Below are 18,979 nucleotides of genomic sequence, written 5' to 3'. Positions count from 1 at the left end.
ATCGGAGTCCCCCAAGGATGGACCGTTCGATACCGCAGCCCGTGGATGTCGTGGACTTGATCCTCGCCTCGGCGCGCCGCCACCCGGACCGCCCGGCCGTCACCGACGGCGCCGAAACGTGGAGTTACGCCCGCCTGCTGGAGCGGGCCCGCCGGGTCGAAGGGCTGCTGCGCGAGCGCGGTGCGGCCGCGGGCGACGTGGTGGTGGTTCAGGGACGGCGCCGTCCGCACCTGGTGGCCGCGCTGCTCGGCGTCCTGCTCGCCGACGCCGCCTACCTGGCGGTGGCCGAACAACCGCCGCCTGCCCGGCTGGCCCGCGTCATCCGGCAGACCGCGCCGCGTGTGGTCCTCGCGGAGGACCGATACGTGTTCGCCGACGCCACGCGCTCGGACCTTCCAGAGGATGCGGAGAGATGCGCAGACACCCCCCTCGTGGTGGTGGACCACCGGGAGGCCGCCGCACACCCGCCTGCTCCCGACCGGTCCCGGGCGGCCGCTGCGCCGGACCGGCCTGCCTATGTGATCCACACCTCCGGCAGCACCGGCCGCCCCAAGGGCGTCCTGGTCGGCCGTGCCTCGCTCGGCTGGCATGCCCAGACGGTCCGCGACCTGTTCGAACTCCAGCCGCGAGACCGGGTGTTGCAGGCTGCCGCGATCGACTTCGACGTGGCCGCCGAGGAGATCTGGCCCACCCTCTGCGCCGGAGCCTGCGTCGACCTGTTGCCGGACGGCCTCGGCCGGACCGGCTTTGACCGGTTCACCGCGTTGGTGACCGAGCGACGCCTCACCGTCGTCAACCTGCCCGCCTCGTACTTCAGCGGCTGGGCCGCTCATCTGTCCCGCACCGGCGCCGGTATCGGGACGCTGCGCCTGGTGGTGACCGGCAGCGAGGAAGTGCCCGTCGCCGCAGTCCATCTGTGGTGCGCTGAGCCGGGCCGGCCCCGGCTGCTCAACGCATACGGAGTGTCGGAGGCCACCATCACCTCGGTGGCGTGCACGGTGCGCCCGCAACTCCTCGAGGGCGCGCGGGTGCCGATCGGCACCGCCCTGCCCGGCGTCACCACGGCCGTGGTCGGTGACGACGGCCTGCCCGTGTCGCCCGGCACCCCGGGCGAGCTGCTGCTCGGTGGTGCGGGCATCGCGCTGGGCTACCTGGACGCGGACGGCGACACACGGTTCGTCCGGGATGGCGCCGAGCGCTGGTACCGCACGGGCGACCGGGTCCGCGAGCAGGGCGGGCTCCTTTACTTCCTCGGCCGGTCCGACGACCGGCTCAAGGTCAACGGGGTGCGGATCGACCCCGGTGAGATCGCCGCCAACCTGGCCATGGCAGCCTCGGTGACCGACGTCCGGGTGCTGCGGGCGGGCGAGCGGCTGGTCGGCTGCCTGACCACGAACGGGCCCGTCGACACGGGCCGGTTGTTGCGCGACCTGCGTACGGTCCTGCCCGCGACGATGATTCCCGGCGAGCTGCTCGTGCTGCCCAAGTTCCCGCTGACCCCGGGCGGCAAGATCGACATGCCGGCCCTGCGGGATCTGGCCGCCGCCCGCCCCGCGGACGCGGTGGCTCCGGGCCCCGACGACCTGGTTCAGCTACTCCGGCGCGTGTGGCGGGAGGTGCTCGGCGCCACTGAGATCGACGGGAACAGCGACTTCTTCGCCCTGGGCGGGGACTCACTGCTCGCCGCGCGGCTGGCCGCCACGCTCCACCGGGAGGCCGGTGTCGTCTTCCGGCTCCGGACGATCTTCGCTCATCCGCGGTTCGACGACCACGTCGAACAGGTCCAGCTCCTCCTGGCCCGTGAGGGCCGAACCTCGATCGGAGTGCCATGACCAGTTATCCAATGTCCTTCGAGCAGACCTCCATTTGGCTCAACGACCGGGTCAGTCAAGGAGGTTCGCGTTACCGGGAGTCATGGGCGTACCGGCTGCGGGGACCGTTGGAGCCGTCAGCGGTCGAGGCCGCGCTCACCGGGATCGTCCGCCGCCACGAAGGGCTGCGCAGCCGACTTGAACTGGCCGGCGCCGGCCCGGTGCAGACCGTACTGCCACCCGTTCCGGTGCGGGTGCCACGACGAACCGTGCCGGCAGACCGGCTGTCCGCGGTAGTGGCGCAGTTGATGGCCGAGCCGTTGCCGCTCGACGCCCCGCCGCTGCTGCGGGCCACCCTCCTGGACATCGAGGACGCCGACGACGAGTACGTCCTGGCCGTTGTACTGCACCACGCCGCCATGGACGGGGCGAGCCTGCGGCTGCTGGACACCGAGTTCAGCGCCCTGTACCGGGCCGCGCTGGACGGCAGGGCGGATCCGCTGCCCGCCCTGCCCCGCCAGATCGGCCCCCATGCCCAACTCCGCCACCGGGACGAGAGTGGCCTCGCCGACACGGCCGCCGCCCATTGGCGTGCCGCTCTGGAAGGCGCGCCGGCCGAGACCGCGCTCCCCGGCGACCGACCCCGGCCGCCCGTGCTCGGGCCGCGCGGAGGGGAGGTGCGTTTCGTCCTCGATCAGGAACTCGCCGGGCGCATCGCGCACCTGGCCCGGCAACGGCGCAGCTCCCCGCAGGCGGTGCTGGTGGCCGCGCTGACCGCGCTCACGCACCGGTTGACCGGCGGGCGGGATCTGGTGCTGGGCGTGCCGGTCTCGCTGCGCGACGAGCCGGACCTGGACCCGCTGATCGCCTGCCTGACCGAGGTGCTTCCGGTACGTCAGCGGATCGACCCCGTCGACTCCTTCGCCGCCCTGGTGGACGAGGCCCAGCTCGCCCTGCTGGACACCGTCGAGAATCGCAACCTGCCCTTCACGCGGCTGCTCGGCGAACTCGGTATCGAACGTACGCTCGGCAGGTTCCCGCTCTTCCAGATCGTACTGAACGCCGAGTCGACCGAGGCCGTAGGTCTGGACCTGCCCGGTGTCACAGCCGAGCGGCTGCATGTGCCCACCGGAACCGCCAAGTACGACCTTTTCTGCAACCTCACCCCGCAGCAGGGTTCCTGGTCGGGCGTACTGGAATACGCGGCGGACCTCTACGACCACGACAGCGCCGTGCGGCTGGTCGAGCGCTACCGCACACTGCTGGCCGACGGGGTCGCCCACCCCGGACGCCCGCTTGCCGACCTGGCGCTGCTGCCCGAAGCGGAGGAGCGGGCGATCCGCGCGGCCTGGACGGCCGGGCGGCCTGCCCTCGACCCGCCCCTGGTGCACGAACTCTTCGCCGAACAGGCCCGCCGCACCCCCGACGCGCCGGCCGTCGTCCTTGGCGAACACCGGCTGACCTACGGCGAACTGGAGACGGCCTCCGAGGTGCTGGCCGCCCGGCTGGTCGAGGAGGGCTACGCGGGTCGGCGGATCGCGGTCTGCGTGGGGCGCTCCCTCGCGCTGCCGCAGGCTGTCCTCGCCGTGCTGCGGGCGGGCGCCACCTGCGTCCCGGTGGACGCGGCCTACCCGGCCGAGCGGATCGACTTCATGCTCCGCGACAGCGGGGCCGCCGCCGTGCTCACCGACCGTCCGCTCCCCGGCGCCTTGCCGGCCGTCTGCCTGGACGCGCTGCCCGCTGGGCTCGGACCGCTGCCGACGGCCACCCCCGACGACCTCTGCTACGTCCTCTACACGTCCGGCTCCACCGGCACCCCCAAGGGCGTGGCGATGCCGCACCGCTCCACCGCCGGCCTCGTGGCCTGGCAACGCGCCGCGTCGGGCTGCGGCGAGGGCTCGCGCACCCTGCAGTTCGCCCCGCTGAGCTTCGACGTGGCGTTCCAGGAGATGTTCGCCACCTGGGCCTGCGGCGGCTGCCTGGTGCTGGCCGACGACACCGCCCGTACCGACCCCGAGCGCCTCTGCGACCTGCTCGTCGAGCAGCGCGTGGACCGCCTGTTCCTGCCGTACGTGGCGCTGCGTCAACTGGCCGAGTACGCGTGCGCCACGCAGCGCCGCCTGCCCGCGCTGCGCGAGGTGATCACGGCCGGGGAGCAGCTCTACATCACAGAGGAGGTACGGCGCTTCTTCGCCGAACTCACCGATGCCGTATTGGAGAACCAGTACGGGCCCACCGAGACGCATGTGGTTACAGTCGAACGTCTGACCGGTTCCCCCGTGCTCTGGCCCGAGCGCCCACCGATAGGACGTCCCGTCGCGGGCGCACGCGTCTATGTGCTGGACGACAGGCTGCGCCCGGCCCCGGTCGGGGCGGTCGGCGAACTGTGCGTCGCCGGGCCCCCGCTCGCCGTGGGCTACCTGGAGCGACCGCGGCTGACCGCCGAGCGGTTCCTCCCTGACCCATACGCTCCGCCGGCCGGGGCCGCGGCACCGGAAGCCGTCGACGGCGCACCGTCCGGACGGCTCTACTGCACCGGTGACCTGGCCCGGCTGCTTCCCGACGGTCGAATCGAGTACCTCGGCCGACGCGACGACCAGGTCAAGATCCGTGGACACCGCGTCGAGCTGGGCGAGGTCGAGGCGGCGGTGAAGGCGTTGCCACAGGTGCGGGACGCCGTGGTGGTGACGGCCGAACCCGGACCGGGCGCCGGACACCGGCTCGTGGCCGGCTACGTCGGTGACGGTTCCGTCGCGGCCGACGAGCTTCGCGCCACCCTGGCCGAGCGGCTGCCGAAGGCGCTCCTGCCCAGCGCCTTCCTGCACCTGCCGGCCCTCCCGCTGACCCACAACGGCAAGGTGGACCGGGCCGCCGTCGCCCGGGCCTGGATCGGCGCCCCAGCCGGTCGGCCGACCGGCGCCGTGGCACCCCCGCGCACCGCGACCGAGCACAGGATCGCCGACCACATGGCGGGGCTGTTGAGCCTGCCGGGGATCGGTGGCGACGAGGACTTCTTCCGGCACGGCGGTGACTCCCTGCTGGCTGTACGGCTCGCGCTCGCACTGCGCGCCGAATTCGGCGAGCGGATCCCCATGAACGCGGTGTTCACCGCCCCCACCGTGGGGGCGCTGGGAGCCCTGGTGGACGATCTGGAACCGGGCACGTCGGGACCCGTACCGCCCGGCGATCTGCGGCTGCCGGCCGATGTCCGGCCCGGCACACCCGACGCGGGTGGCCGCTCCGGGCACCCGGAGGAGGTCGTGCTCACCGGTGCCACCGGCTTCCTCGGTGCCTTTCTGCTGCGCGATCTGCTCGCTCACACCACGACACGGGTGCACTGTCTGGTCCGGGGCGGCGACCGGGAACACGCCGAGAAGCGGCTGCGCGCCGCGCTGGAGGAGTTCGGCCTGTGGGACGCCGCTGTCCAGCACCGGATCACCGTGTACCGGGGCGACCTGGCCGCTCCCCGGCTGGGACTGGGCGCGGCGGCATTCGACCAGCTCGCCCGGAAGGTCGACGCCGTCTACCACTGCGGGGCGCAGGTCAACCTGGCCCAGGCGTACGCTCAGGCACGGGACGCCAACGTGACCGGCACAGTGGAGGTGCTGCGCCTGGCCGCCGTGCGGAGCGTGCCGGTGCATCACATCTCCACGGTCGGGGTTTTCGCCGGTCCCGGCCTGGCCGGACGCAGGATCGGGTCGCGCGAGCCACTGGGCCGGCCCGGGCGGCTGGTGCACGGTTACACCCAGAGCAAGTGGGTGGCCGAGCATCTGGTCGAGCAGGCCCGGCGGCGCGACCTGTCCGTTTCCGTCTACCGGCCGACCCGCATCTCCGGCGCGGTGAGCGACGGTGCCTGTCAGCGGACCGACTTCCTGTGGCTGTTGCTCAAAGGCTGCGTTCAGCTGGGACTGGCGCCCGCACTCCCGGAGGTCGCCTTCGACCTGGTCCCGGTGGACTACGTCAGCCGGGCCGTGGTGGCGCTGTCCGGCAGTCCGCGGGCGGCCGGGCGGACCTTCCATCTGGCGAGCGAGCGACTGCTGCCGTTCGGGACCGCCGTGCACCGGTTGCGCGAGCGGGGGTACGCGCTGAGTGAGGTGCCGGTCGGCGCATGGCTGCGGGCGGTGGCGGCCTCGCCCGGCAACGCGGCCTTCCCGCTGCTCGGCGCGTTCGGCGAGAACGGCGCGGACGAGGACCCCGAGGGCAGCCTCCGCTTTGATGCCACTGATACCCGGCGGCTGCTGGCCGGTACCGGCGTGGACTGTCCGGAGGTGGACGGCCCGCTCTTCGACCGCTACCTGTCCTACTTCCAGGCCGTCGGCTTCCTGCTCGGCCCGGGGGACGTCCGGTGAGGCCACGCATCCTGCTGCTCGGTGGCACCGAGGCCGGGGTCCGCAAAGCCGCCGAGTGCGGCCTGGACGTCGTGAACATCGAAAAGCCGGCGCTCTTCGAACCCGCCGCCCGTGCGTACTGCGTCCAGACCCACCTGGTGGACTACCAGGACATCGGCCTGGTCACCGCGCTGGCCCGCACCTTGCACGCGCACCGGCCGTTCCGGCGCGTGGTGAGCCAGACCGAGGCCGGTCCGCTGGTGGCCGGCCACCTCACCACCGTCCTCGGCCTGACCGGCACCGGCGTGGCCACGGCGCGGCTGCTGCACGACAAGGCGGCCCTGCGCGCCCTGCTGAACGAGCGAGGGATCGGCCCGGTGGCCTTCCGGGTGGGCGGGTCGCAGTCCATGCTGCGCGCCTTCGCCGAACGGCACGGCGCCTTGGTGGTCAAGCCGACCATGGGATCGGGCAGCCTGGGCGTACGCAAGGTCCACACCCCGGAACAGGTGCCGGAGGCGTGGGCCTGGCTGGACGCCTTCGGCGTGGGTGAGTTCATGGTGGAGGAGCTGCTCACCGGTACCGAGATCAGCGTGGAGAGCTTCTCGGTCGCCGGACACCACACCGTCCTTGCCATCTCCCGGAAGGACAACGGCGGCGGCGTCGTGGCCCTCGGGCATGTACTCCCGGCGCCGTTGTCGGCCGGGTGCGCCGCCGAGGTCGAGGACATGGTGCGCCGGATGCTCGACGCGGTGGGCCTGGTCGACGGGCCGGCCCACACGGAACTGATTCTCACCGCCGAAGGGCCACGTGTGGTCGAGTCGCACCCGCGGTGCGCGGGCGGCCGGATCGGCGAGCTGGTCGAGCTGGTGTATGGCTTCGACGTGGAGCGGCTGACCTACCAACTCGTCCTGCCTGGTGGCGTACCGGCGCTCGACCCCGTCACCCGGGGAGCGGCCGCGGTACGTTTCCTCACCCCATCGCCCGGCCGGGTACGCGCAGTGGAGGGCCTCGCAGCGGCCCGGCAGGCCGAGGGCGTGGTCCGGGCGGAGGTGGGCGTCGACCCCGGCGGACAGGTGGAGCCGTTGCGCTGGTCCGAGGACCGCAGTGGCCTCGTGGTCGCCCGTGCCGAGGACGTGGCTACGGCCGAGTGGCGGGCCCGCCGTGCTGCCGCGCTGATCCGCATCCACACGGAGCCGCTTCCCGCCGAGCCGACGACCACGATGCACGACCTGCTGGCCGCGGCCGACGAGGTGTTGGACCCCTTCGGCGCGAGCGCTTCGTAGCGTTTGCCCGTGCGGGCGCGAGGACAAGTCAACTCGGCCGGCGGCGAACGCACTTCGAGGATTGTGCGGCGTTGACACCTTCGTGGTCCGCGAGGTGCTGTGTTCGCCCTACAGGTTGCCCTGCGTAATGAACGATGCTTGACGTGCCGAGTGGGGCGGTAATACCTTCTGATTCGACATAGCTGAGCCTGAATCGGAATCAAATCCATTTCCTTGGCAGGCTCGCCGGACATTCGGCGTCGCATATGGAGTGCGCTGTGCCTGCCGGCCGGTCATTTCTCCGCTCACCTTCATCCTGTTAATTCCGCTGCAAATCGCGGGCCTGGCCATGAGTTCGCGATGTTCACCCATGGGGGCAGATATGTTCGTTGCGCGTCCAGGCACAGCGGATCAGCTAGGTCCGGAACGTATTCCGATATCCCTTCGGCAGCGACGGCTCTGGTTTCTGGAGCAGTCGGACGAACCGAGCGCGGTGAACCATCTGACGATGGCCTGGACTCTGGCCGGAGAGCTGGACCGGGAGGCGCTGGAGATGGCGCTGCAGGATGTAATCGGGCGGCATGAGGTGCTGCGCACGGTGTTCCCCGCTGTCGACGGGGTGCCGTTTCAACGGATCCTCCCGGTCGATGGGACACGCTTCGAACTGAAGATGGTCGAGTCGCCCCAAGCGGAGGCGGCGGCCTGTGCGTTCGACCTCGAGTCGGAGATCCCGGTGCGGGCCTGGCTGTCCGGCACGGGGGCGGACGAAGCGGTGCTGGCGCTGGTCGTCCACCGCATCGCGGGGGACGACTGGTCGGTCGCACCGCTGGCACGGGATCTGTCGGTCGCGTACGCGGCGCGTCGTCAGGGACTGAAGCCGCTCTGGGACGAACTGCCGACTCAATACGCCGATTACGCACGGGGCCGGTCCGAGTCGCTCGGTTCGGCGGACGACCCGGACAGTGAGCTGTCCCGGCAGCTGACGTACTGGTGTGAGGCACTGGCCGGAGTGTCGGGGGAGCTGGCGCTTCCCGTGGACCGGCAGCGCCCGGCGACGGCCTCGCACCGCGGGCATCGCGTCGACTTGGCGGTGCCCGCGGCACTCCACCGGGGCCTGGCAGCGCTGGCAGGGGAGCGGAGAGTGCCGCTGAGCGCGGTGCTGCGGGCCGGGTTGGCAGTGCTGCTGTCCCGGTTGGGGGCCGACAGCGATGTCCTCGTCGGGTCGGCCGTGGCCGGGCGTACCGACGAGGCGCTGGACCGCCTCGTCGGGTGCTACGCGGACACGCGCGTGACGCGGATCGATCTGTCCGGCGATCCCACCACGACGCAGGTACTGGGCCGGGTGCGGGAGGCGGAGCTGGGCGCGGTGGCCCATCAGGACGTGCCGTTCGAACGCCTGGCGGAGGAACTTGCCCCCGCCTGCCCTCCGGCCGCCCACCCCCTGTTCCAGGTCATGCTCACCCTGCGTGACACCACCTCCGCTGCGCTCCTGGAGCTTCCCGGGGTCCGGGTGAGCCCGCTGGCAGTGGGCGAGCCGATGACGGCGTACGACCTGGAGGTGGTCCTGGGTGAGGAGACCGACGCGCAGGGCGCGCCCGCCGGACTACGCGGGGAACTCACCGTGGCGGCGGACCTGTTCGACCAGGCCACCGCCGGGCGGATCGCGGGCGGGCTGCTGAGGTTGCTGCACGGGATGACCGACGCTCCGCAGGCCCGGATCAGTGATCTGGACGTGGTCGACGCTGCCGAGCGACGGCAAGTGGTGGACGAGTGGAACGACACCGGACTCACGGTGCCCGAGGCCACGGTGCCGGAGCTGTTCGCGGCACAGGCGGCCCGGACCCCGGACGCCGTCGCGATCGTGTGCGACGGCACTGAACTGACGTACGGCGAGCTGGACGTGCGGGCGGACCGGCTGGCCAGTCGCCTGGCGTCGGAGCACGGCGTGGGCCCGGAGTCGGTGGTGGCGGTGCTCATGGAGCGCTCCGCCGAGTTGATCGTGGCGATCCTGGCGGTGCTCAAAGCCGGGGGCGCCTACCTGCCCATCGATCCGGAGTATCCCGTCGAGCGAGTCGTCTACACGCTCGATGACGCCAGGCCCGCGTGCATACTGACCACGTCACGCTGCGAACGGGTACTGCCGCAGGACTGCGAGGTACCGTTGCTGGTGCTGGACGCGTCCGGGACACCGGAGGCGGGAGACGCGCAGAACGCGGACCGGCCGGCGCCGCCGCGCAAGCAGAACGCGGCTTACGTCATCTACACTTCTGGCTCTACCGGCCGACCCAAGGGCGTGGTCGTCTCGCACGCGGGGTTCGCCAATCTGTCGGCCAGCCACGCGAGGTTCGGTGTGGAACCAGGCCACCGGGTGGCGCAGTTCGCGTCGGTGGGCTTCGACAACTTCTGCTCGGAGTGGACGCTGGCCCTGCTGTCGGGAGCGGCCCTGGTGGTCGTGCCCCAGGACCGGCGGCTCGGCGCGGAACTGGCCGAGTTCTTGGCCGACCAGGCCGTGACACACGCAACCTTGCCTCCTGCGGCCCTGGCGACGATGCCGGACGGGGCGATCGGGACCGGAGTCGTCCTCGAGGTGGGTGGCGAGGCATGCCCTCCCGAGGTGGTGGAGCGCTGGTCGGCGGGGCGGGTGATGTTCAACACCTACGGCCCCACGGAGACGACGGTGGACGCCACCGCGTGGCGCTGCCGCCCCGGACTGCAGTCGGGCACGGTGCCCATCGGCGCCCCGATCGCCAACACCCGCGCCTACGTGCTCGACGACTCCCTCAGCCCGGTGCCGGTCGGAGTGGTCGGTGAGCTGTACGTGGCCGGTGCGGGGCTCGCGCGGGGGTACCTGCGACGGCCCGGGCTGACCGCGGAGCGTTTTGTGGCCTGCCCGTTCGGCGCTGCCGGAGAGCGGATGTACCGGACCGGGGACCGGGTTCGGTGGCGGGCGGACGGGAACCTCGAATTCGTCGGCCGGGCGGACGAGCAGGTGAAGATCCGGGGCTTCAGGATCGAGCCGGGCGAAGTGGCCGCGGTGCTGGCCGCGCACCCGGGGCTGCGCCAGGCGGCGGTGGTGGTCCGGGAGGACAACCCGGGAGACAAGCGGCTGGTCGCCTACGTCGTGCCCGCCGGAGATCCCGATCAGGCCCCCGCCGCGGGCGTGCTGGCCGCCGAGGTGCGCGGGTTCGGCGCCGAACGGCTGCCCGGATACATGGTGCCGGCAACGGTGGTGGTGGTCCCCGAGCTGCCGCTGACGCTGAACGGCAAGCTGGATCGCACCGCGCTGCCGGCTCCGGAGTACATCGCCGGCACGGGGCGGGGACCCGCCACCGCCCAGGAGGCGATCCTGTGCGAGGCGTTCACCGACGTCCTGGGCGTCACCAAGGTCGGGGCGGACGACGACTTCTTCGCCCTGGGCGGCCACTCGCTGCTGGCGACCCGACTGGCCAACCGGATGCGGGCGAGGCTCGGGGCGGACCTGCCCATCCGGGTGCTGTTCGAGTCGCCCACTCCGGCCGGACTGGCCCGGTGGCTGGAACAGTCCGCGCCGGGCGGGACGGATTCTCCGGGCCGGACGGCACTGGCGCCCCAGGACCGCCCGGAACATGTCCCGCTGTCGTTCGCCCAGCAGCGGCTGTGGTTCCTGTCGCGGCTGGAGGGCCCCTCGGCCACCTACAACATCCCGCTGGTGATGCGGCTCTCCGGACCGCTCGACGTGGAGGCGTTGCAGGCGTCACTGGGCGATGTGGTGGCGCGGCACGAGAGTCTGCGGACGGCCTTCCCCGACGAGGAGGGCACCCCCTTTCAGCTGGTGCTGGACGGCGAGCGGGCACGCCCCGAGTTCGTCGTCACCGAGGCCGCCGGCCAGGAGCTCGAAAGGGCACTGCGCGCAGCGTCGCTGCGACCTTTCGACCTGGCCCGCGACCTGCCCCTGCGCGCCGAGCTGTTCCGGGTGGCGCCGGAGGAACACGTACTGCTGCTGGTGATGCACCACATCGCCACCGACGGCTGGTCCACCGCGCCGCTGGCCGGGGACCTGGCGGCGGCGTACGAGGCGCGGTGCGCCGGTGCCACCCCAGTGTGGCCCGAACTGCCTCTGCAGTATGCGGACTTCGCTCTGTGGCAGCGCGCGCGAAGCGCCTCTGCGCAGGACGGCACGGCGGCGGAACTGTCCTTCTGGACCCGTGAACTGGCGGACCTTCCGGAGGAACTCGACCTGCCGTACGACCGGCCTCGGCCGTCGGCAGCGAGCTACCGCGGAGACACGGTCAAGATGGCCATCGACGCCGACACGCATGCCGCCGTCGTCCGCCTCGCACGCCGCACCGGCACCACCGTGTTCATGGTCCTCCAGGCAGCTCTCTCGGCGCTCATGAGCCGGCTGGGCGGCGGTACGGACATTCCGCTGGGCACCCCGGTAGCCGGGCGTCAGGACGAGGCGCTGCACGACTTGGTGGGCTTCTTCGCCAACACGGTGGTGCTGCGCGCCGACCTTTCCGGCGCCCCCACCTTCGAGGAACTGCTCACCCGGGTACGCGCCACCGACCTTGCGGCCTTCGCGCACCAGACCGTGCCCTTCGAGCAAGTCGTAGAAGCGGTCAATCCGACCCGCTCGCTGTCCCGCAGCCCCCTGTTCCAGGTCATGCTGGTCATGCAGGCCGCCGACGAATACGACGCCTTCACCCTTCCTGGCCTGTCCTTGACAGTCGAGGAGGGCCGGACCGGCACGTCCAAGTTCGACCTGCTGTTCAGCTTCACCGAGTCCTATGCGGAGGGAGCAGCCGGCGGCATTGACGGGGTCGTCGAGTTCTCCATCGACGTGTTCGACGCCGGGACCGCTCAGGCCCTGGCCGACCGGCTGCTGTCCCTGCTCAGGACCGTCGTGGCGCAGCCGCACCGCCCCGTCACCGAGGCCGATCTGCTCACCGCGGGGGAACGTCGGCGCGTGCTCACCGAGTGGAACGACACGGCGGTGGAGCTGCCCGGTGACAACCTGCCTGAGGCCTTCGAGCGGCAGGTGGCGCGGACCCCGGACGCCGCCGCCGTGGTGGCCGGCGAGGTCAGGCTCTCCTACGACGAGCTGAACACCCGGGCCAACCGGCTGGCCCGCCTCATGATCCGGCGGGGCATCGGCCCGGAGCGGTACGTCGCGGTGCGGCTGCCCCGGTCGGCGGACCTGATCGTCACCTTTCTGGCCGTCCTGAAGACCGGCGCGGCGTATCTGCCCATCGACCCCGCCTACCCGGCCGAACGCATCCGTTACATCCTGAGCGACGCCCAGCCGGCACTGGTGGTCACCAGCAGCTCCGGTGGCCCGCTGCCCGCCGACCGAGCCCTCGACGTACTGCTCCTGGACGGCGCGGACACCGTCCGGGAACTGTCCCGAGAGGCGGCCACCGACCCCGCCGATTCCGACCGCACCGCCCCGCTGCTGCCGGACACCAGCTCCTACGTGATCTACACATCGGGCTCGACCGGCCGCCCCAAGGGCGTGGTGATGACCGCCGTCGCGCTGCGCAACCTGCTGGTGTGGAACGCCTCCGCCGTCGCCGTACGCCCCGGGGCCCGGGTGGCGCAGTTCAGCGCCATCAGCTTCGACGCCTCGGAACACGAGATACTCTCCGCCCTGTTCAACGGCAAGACCGTGTGTGTCCCGGACGATGAGACCCGCCTCGACCCGTCCGCGCTCGCCCGCTGGTTGGACCAGCATGACGTGGACGAACTCTTCGCACCGGACCTGGTGGTCAGCGCGGTCTGCGAAGCGGCGATGGAACAGCGCCTCGCCCTCAGCTCCCTGCGCCACGTCATGCAAGCCGGCGAGGCGCTCCGGCTGACCGGCGGTGTACGGGCGTTCCACACCCGGTACTCCCACGTGAGGCTGCACAACCACTACGGGCCGTCAGAGACTCACGTCGTGACGGGGTACACCCTTCCGGACCGCGTGCCCCACTGGCCCGCCACCGCGACCGCGCCTATCGGCCCGCCGATCTGGAACACCAGGGCGTACGTCTTGGACCGCCACCTCAATCCGGTGCCGCCCGGTGTCTCCGGCGAGCTGTACCTGGCCGGTACCTGTCTGGCCCGCGGCTACCTGAACCGGCCAGATCTGACCGCCGAGCGCTTCGTCGCCGACCCGTTCGGTCCGGCGGGGGCGCGCATGTACCGGTCCGGTGACCTCGTGCGCTGGCTGCCGGACGGTGCGTTGGACTTCCTGGGCCGTGCCGACGACCAGGTGAAGCTGCGCGGCTTCCGGATCGAGCTCGGCGAGGTCGAGTCCGTCCTGACGCGCCACCCCCAGGTGGGCGGCGCGGCTGTCATCGTCCGCGAGGACCGGCCCGGTGACCGACGGCTGGTCGCCTACGTCGCGCCCCTTCCGGAGGGCTCCCTGCCTCCGGTCACCGAGCTGCGCCGTCATCTGTCCGCCGCGCTGCCCGACTACATGGTTCCAGCGGCGTTCGTCAGCCTGGGTGTGCTGCCGCTGACCATCAACGGCAAGCTCGACCGGCGGGCGCTGCCCGCCCCCACCTACGACGGTGTGCTGTCCGGAGCCGCCCCGCGTAACGCGCGCGAGACGACACTGTGCAAGGCGTTCGCCGACATCCTCGGGCTGCCCGATGTGGGGATCGACGACAGCTTCTTCGAACTCGGCGGACACTCGCTGCTCGCCACCCGCCTGGTGAACAGGGTGCGTTCCCTGCTGGGGACGGAGCTGACGATTCAGACGCTCTTCGAGTCCCCGACCGTGGCCGGTCTGGCGGAGCGACTGCAGGATGCCGTTCCCGCTCGTCCGGCCCTGCGCCGGCGCCAGGCCCATCAATGACGAGGAGTGAGCATGGGCAACCTCTCCGAGGACCGGACGCCCAGTGCCGTGGTGCTGGTCCACGGCGAGGGACAGCACTCGGCCGGTGTTCGCCACCATCCTCGACGGATGGCAGGCTTCGCGGTCACATGTCGGCCCGGTGCCCTTGATGTGGTCCAGAAACCTCTGCCGGGCGGGCGGATCGCTACGAGGCAGCGGAGATGTCCGTGGCACGCGCGATCCCGTTCGACGACGTGACCGTCGACCACATCGAACGTGCTGTGGTGTTCGGACTTGCCCACGGCCAGAGCGCAGAACACTGCGATCGACATGGCACTACGAGCGCGTGTCCTCCTTCGCGGGCAGAAGCCCGTCCGCCGCCCACGCAGCAGGAGCGCAAGCACGCTGTCACCCAGCTGATCTGCACGCGCCCGGCTCCTCCGACCGGTCTACCGCCACCGCGACTGGTCTGTTGCCCATGACAGTGGGTTCCGTCCGTCGGCGTTCGAGCGAGGAAGTTCCTCAGTCGAACATCCGCATCGGCGCCGAGGCACGCGGTCCCTCGGAGTCAGTTGGTGGTCGAGTTACCGAGTGGGGTGCGGATTCTTTGGAGTGGCGGCGGGGTTCAAGCGGTGACGCTGCAATCCTGCGGGCCAGGGCCAGGGCCAGGGTTAGGGCGTCGGTGTTCCTTTCGGCGTAGGTGTTGCCGGGCAAGATGACCACGCAGGTATCGCCGGCGATGCCGATGTGCGGGCGTGAAACGACCCCGGCGGCCGGTAGGCCGCCGGGGTCTTGGACGAACGCCGCGTGCGGGGGCCTGGGCCCACCCGACGTCCGCGCCGACGCCCGCTCGTGGTCCTTTCGGCGCGTGAGCGCCGGGACGTCATGCTTCTTTCGGCCCGGGTACGTCGGCGACGTCGTGGATCTTCGCTCCGTCGGGTTGTCCGTCAGGCAGCCGGGAGGTCGACCGAGGCGGTTTCGTCCCGGGCCTCCTGAAGGGCGGCTTCAATGCGGTCGGCACTGGTGAGCACGGCGACGAGTACGGTCATCGCGGCGAGGACGAAGGCTCCTGCGACGAAGGGGGCACGCAGCCCCGCCGCAGTCGCCAGCCAGCCGCCCAGGACGGCACCCACCGGTGCCGCACCGACGCCCAGCATACGGTTGGTGGCGGAGACCCGGCCGGTGAGGTGGGCGGGGACGATGGCCTGGGACACGGACGGGACGAGCACCATGGTCGCCGACATCGCCGCACTGCAGACGGCCATGGAGAGACCCGCGGTGAACGGCCCGCTGGACACACCGAGGCCGAGTTGCGCCGCCGCCTCCACCGCGGCCGTGACCGTCAGGGCGTGACCGGTCTTCATCCGGGCGCCGAGCAGCCCGGCGAGCGCGGTGCCGGCCAGGCCGCCGACGGCCTGGGTGGCGAGCAGGAGGCCGTAGCCGCTGTTCCCGATGTGCAGGGTGCGATGGGCAAAGAGAACCAAGACCGCCTCCCCACCCGCGAAGGCGAGGTTGCCGACGGCAAACCGCAGGGCGAGACCGAGCAGGACGCGGTTGCCGAAGACGTAGGCGGCGCCTTCCCGTGCGTCCGACCACAGCGAGCGCCGCGACTTGGCAGGAGCGACCGGCTGGGCGGGCAAGGTACGGATGAGCAGCCCACTGAGCAGGAAGGAGAGGGCGTCGAAGGCCAGGGGGACGGCCCGGCCGAGGGCGAAGAGCAGACCGCCCAGCGGCGGTCCGGCGAACTCGTTCGTCGCCGTCTGCGCGCCCTGTTTCAAGGTGTTGGCGCGCCGCAGGCTGGTGAGATTCCGGTCGAGCAGCTGGGGCAGGTAGGCCGAGGAGGCGGTGTCGAAGAAGATCTGGCCTATGCCCAGCAGGAAGGCCACGGCGATGAGGAGCTGGAGGTTCACCGCTCCGAGGGCGGTCGCCGCGACCAGTCCCGACAGCAGTGCAGTACGCGCGAGGTCGCTGATCCACATGGTCCGGCGCCGGTCCCAGCGGTCGACCAGCGCGCCGCCCAGCAGCCCGAACAGGAGCCACGGGAGCAGGGAAGCGGCGGTGACCAGACTGAGGGCGAACGGATCGGGCGTGAGGGAGACGGCGAACAGTGGCAGGGCGACCAGGTAGACGCCGTCCCCGAGGGAGGACACGGCCGAGGCGAACCACAGGCGGCTGAAGGCGGGAGGCAGACCGTCGCGCAATCTACGCAGGGACATCAGCGGGGACATCAGACGTCCTCCTCGGGTCGGAAGAAGGCCACGGCGAGCGTGGCCGCGGGCTCCGCTGGGTCGGATACCGCGGCGATCTCCTCCACCAGTGCCTCCAAGCGGGCGGTGAACTCCGCGAACTTGTCCTTGCTCAGCCGCGCCTGGTGCATCCGGACAAGACGCGGCGGCCCGCTCGGCGCGGCCTCCAGATCAGCCAGGGCATGCCGCATCACCACGTTGGGTGCGCCCTGCTCGGGCTCGGGCAACCTGATCCCGCTGCTCGTCCGTTCGTAGTAGCGCTCGGTGACCCCGCGGACCTTGCGGGTGCGTACCACGGCCACCATGCCCGCCTTCTCCAGCAGACGAATGTGGTAGCTCGCGCTGCCCTTGGCGATGCCCATCCGGGCGGCGACCTGGGTGATGGTCGCGGGCTGGTCGCGCAGGACGCGGAGGATGCGGTGGCGCACGAAGTTGCTGACGGCGCGCAGTTGCAGCTCGCTGGTGAGTTGCAGCGTTTCGTCCTGGCTGTCGGGCGGCTGTTTTTCTGACACGCCGCAATGGTCAACGAGTCTTGACCATATTGTCAATGCGATCCTCCGGCACCGCTCACCTGCCCCGCAGGCCCCGGAAAGCAGAGCGCCCGGCCGCTGCCGAGCGCCGTACGGCGGTCCTCGGAGGCGGCCGGGCGAACCCGGGTTGACGGGGGATCAGGGCAGTAGCGAAGCCATCCAGGTCTCGACGTCGTCGGCCCCTCGCGGCAGGGCGCAGGACAGGATCTCCCTGCCGTCCTCGGTGACGAGGATGTCGTCCTCGATGCGGACGCCGATGCCCCGGTACTCCTCGGGGACCGTCAGGTCGTCGGCCTGGAAGTACAGGCCGGGCTCGACGGTGAGCACCATGCCCGGCTCCAGCGGGCCGCCGACGTACCGCTCGGCGCGGGCGGCGGCGCAGTCGTGGACGTCGAGACCGAGCATGTGGCCGGTGCCGTGCATGGTCCAGCGGCGCTGCAGACCGAGTTCGAACACCCTCTCCACCGACAGGTCCCCGAACAGCCCCCAGGAGACGAGGCGCTCGGTCAGCACGCGCTGGGCGGCCTCGTGGAAGTCGCGGTAGGAGGCCCCCGGCTTCACCGCTTCGATGCCGGCCTGCTGGGCGTCGAGCACAGCGTCGTAGATCGTGCGCTGCAGCGGCGTGAAGCGACCGCTGACGGGCAGCGTGCGGGTGATGTCGGCCGTGTAGAGGTTGCGGGTCTCCACGCCGGCGTCGAGCAGCAGCAGATCTCCCGGGCGGACCGGGCCGTCGTTGCGCACCCAGTGGATGGTCGTGGCGTGCGGACCTGCCGCGCAGATGGAGGCGTAGCCCACCGCGTTGCCCTCGACCCGGGCGCGCAGGAAGAAGGTGCCCTCGATGTAGCGCTCCGAGTTGGCCTGCGCCTTGTCGAGCACCCGAACCACATCCTCGAAGCCGCGCGCGGTCGCCTCACAGGCGAAGCGCAGATCGGCAAGCTCGAAGTCGTCCTTGACCAGACGCATTTCGGAGAGGAAGGTCCGGAACTCCTCATCGCCTTCGGCGGTGACCTTGTCGCGCAGGGCTTCCTCCACACCGGCGTCCAGGCCGCGCAGTACCCGCACCGGGCCGGTGGCGTCCGCCAGAAGGTCCGTCAGCCGGCGGATGTCCGCGGAGGCCAGCCCCAGCAGCCGCTCGTTCTCCGCGAGGCTGTTGCGCCGCCCGTCCCATAGCTCTCCCCGGGCCGAGAGCCAGAACTCCCCGTTGTCGCGGTCGGAGCGGGGCAGCAGGTGCAGGGTGGCCTCGTGGCCGCCGCCGTCCTTCGGCTCCAGGACCAGCACGCCGTTCTCGCTCTGGTCGGCGGTCAGATAGACGTAGTCGGAGCCGGGGCGGAAAGGATGGTACGTGTCGTTGGCGCGCACCTTCAGCGTGCCGGCGGGGACGATCAGACGCTCACCGGGGAAGCGGGCGGAGAGCACCGCACGGCGGCGCGCGGTGTGCGCTGCCTGCGGAACGGCTTCCAGGTCGTGCCGCTCGGTGTCGGCCCAGCCCTGCCGCATGTTCTCGGCGAGTTCCTCGCTCGCACCGCGGTCCAGGCCGTTCTTGCGGGGTTTCACCGCCTCGGTCTCCTCGCCCTGAGCGCTCCGCGGGGTCTGGGGCTCCAGGGTCTCGGACGTCGGCTCGTTCACTCATGCCTCCTCGTTCGGGTTTGCCGCACGGCCCTCCTGGATCTCGTGCGGCAGGCGCCGTTTCACGGGTGGACGGCTCTTGCGCGCGGTCTCGCCGCTCCGTGGTCGTGGGACGTGCGGGAGCGACGGGATACGGCGCGGCCGTGTCGTCAGGACGGACCACATGCCCTACGCCTCAAGGGAGTTGGCCGCACGCCTGCTGCTCGGACGCGGAAGGGACCACGCCGTCCGCACCCTACATGCGGCCGATTTTTTTCGACCGCCGAACGTTGCCATCCATCGTGGTGGACGGCAAAGATCGCCGGTACGTCCGACGGGACGGCCGGCGGGTCCTCAGCTCCCGCGTGGCTCGACGATGCCCCGATGTCCCAAACTCC

At 71.4% G+C, this 18,979-nt stretch carries 7 protein-coding genes; 4 read left to right on the top strand and 3 right to left on the bottom strand.

Annotated features, from left to right (window positions below; all coding sequences use genetic code 11):
* Positions 1-17: 17 nt before the first annotated feature.
* The 4 genes from ACFVWD_RS04740 to ACFVWD_RS04725 all read left to right on the top strand — a co-directional run bounded on the left by ACFVWD_RS04740 (position 18) and on the right by ACFVWD_RS04725 (position 14,221).
* Positions 18-1,832, top strand: coding sequence for a non-ribosomal peptide synthetase (locus ACFVWD_RS04740; RefSeq protein ID WP_389593955.1), 1,815 nt, complete (start codon positions 18-20; stop codon positions 1,830-1,832).
* A complete protein-coding gene (locus ACFVWD_RS04735; protein WP_389593954.1) occupies positions 1,829-6,160 on the top strand; it encodes an amino acid adenylation domain-containing protein in 4,332 nt (1,443 codons plus the stop codon). Before ACFVWD_RS04740 ends, ACFVWD_RS04735 begins: the two co-directional genes overlap by 4 nt.
* Complete coding sequence (locus ACFVWD_RS04730) at positions 6,157-7,422, top strand: ATP-grasp domain-containing protein (protein ID WP_389593953.1); 1,266 nt, start codon at positions 6,157-6,159, stop codon at positions 7,420-7,422. The genes ACFVWD_RS04735 and ACFVWD_RS04730 overlap by 4 nt, the downstream gene beginning before the upstream one ends.
* Before the next feature lie 328 nt (positions 7,423-7,750).
* Positions 7,751-14,221 (top strand): amino acid adenylation domain-containing protein, encoded by a 6,471-nt coding sequence (locus ACFVWD_RS04725; protein WP_389593952.1) that lies wholly within the window; start codon positions 7,751-7,753, stop codon positions 14,219-14,221.
* 926 nt (positions 14,222-15,147) lie between these two features.
* Here ACFVWD_RS04725 and ACFVWD_RS04720 read toward each other — a convergent pair.
* From ACFVWD_RS04720 to ACFVWD_RS04710, 3 genes are all read right to left on the bottom strand, one after another.
* On the bottom strand, positions 15,148-16,428 hold the full coding sequence (locus ACFVWD_RS04720) for an MFS transporter (protein WP_389593951.1): 1,281 nt from the start codon (positions 16,426-16,428) through the stop codon (positions 15,148-15,150).
* Positions 16,428-16,958 carry an ArsR/SmtB family transcription factor gene (locus ACFVWD_RS04715; protein ID WP_389593950.1) on the bottom strand — a complete coding sequence of 177 codons (531 nt, stop codon included), beginning with the start codon at positions 16,956-16,958 and terminating at the stop codon, positions 16,428-16,430. The genes ACFVWD_RS04720 and ACFVWD_RS04715 overlap by 1 nt, the downstream gene beginning before the upstream one ends.
* 156 nt (positions 16,959-17,114) lie before the next feature.
* Positions 17,115-18,602: an aminopeptidase P family protein gene (locus ACFVWD_RS04710; RefSeq protein ID WP_389593949.1), complete on the bottom strand. Its 1,488-nt coding sequence runs from the start codon at positions 18,600-18,602 to the stop codon at positions 17,115-17,117.
* Between the last annotated feature and the right edge of the window lie 377 nt (positions 18,603-18,979).

It is taken from the genome of Streptomyces sp. NPDC058086, assembly GCF_042885015.1.
Lineage (GTDB): Bacteria > Actinomycetota > Actinomycetes > Streptomycetales > Streptomycetaceae > Streptomyces.
This window is presented reverse-complemented; position numbering and strand designations above follow the sequence as displayed.

Bases quoted from the DNA above. Each gene is read 5' to 3' on its own strand.
- ACFVWD_RS04735 (WP_389593954.1), top strand. From the start codon at position 1,829: ATGACCAGTTATCCAATGTCCTTCGAGCAGACCTCCATTTGGCTCAAC.
- ACFVWD_RS04720 (WP_389593951.1), bottom strand. From the start codon at position 16,428: ATGTCCCCGCTGATGTCCCTGCGTAGATTGCGCGACGGTCTGCCTCCC.
- ACFVWD_RS04740 (WP_389593955.1), top strand. From the start codon at position 18: ATGGACCGTTCGATACCGCAGCCCGTGGATGTCGTGGACTTGATCCTC.
- ACFVWD_RS04725 (WP_389593952.1), top strand. From the start codon at position 7,751: ATGAGTTCGCGATGTTCACCCATGGGGGCAGATATGTTCGTTGCGCGT.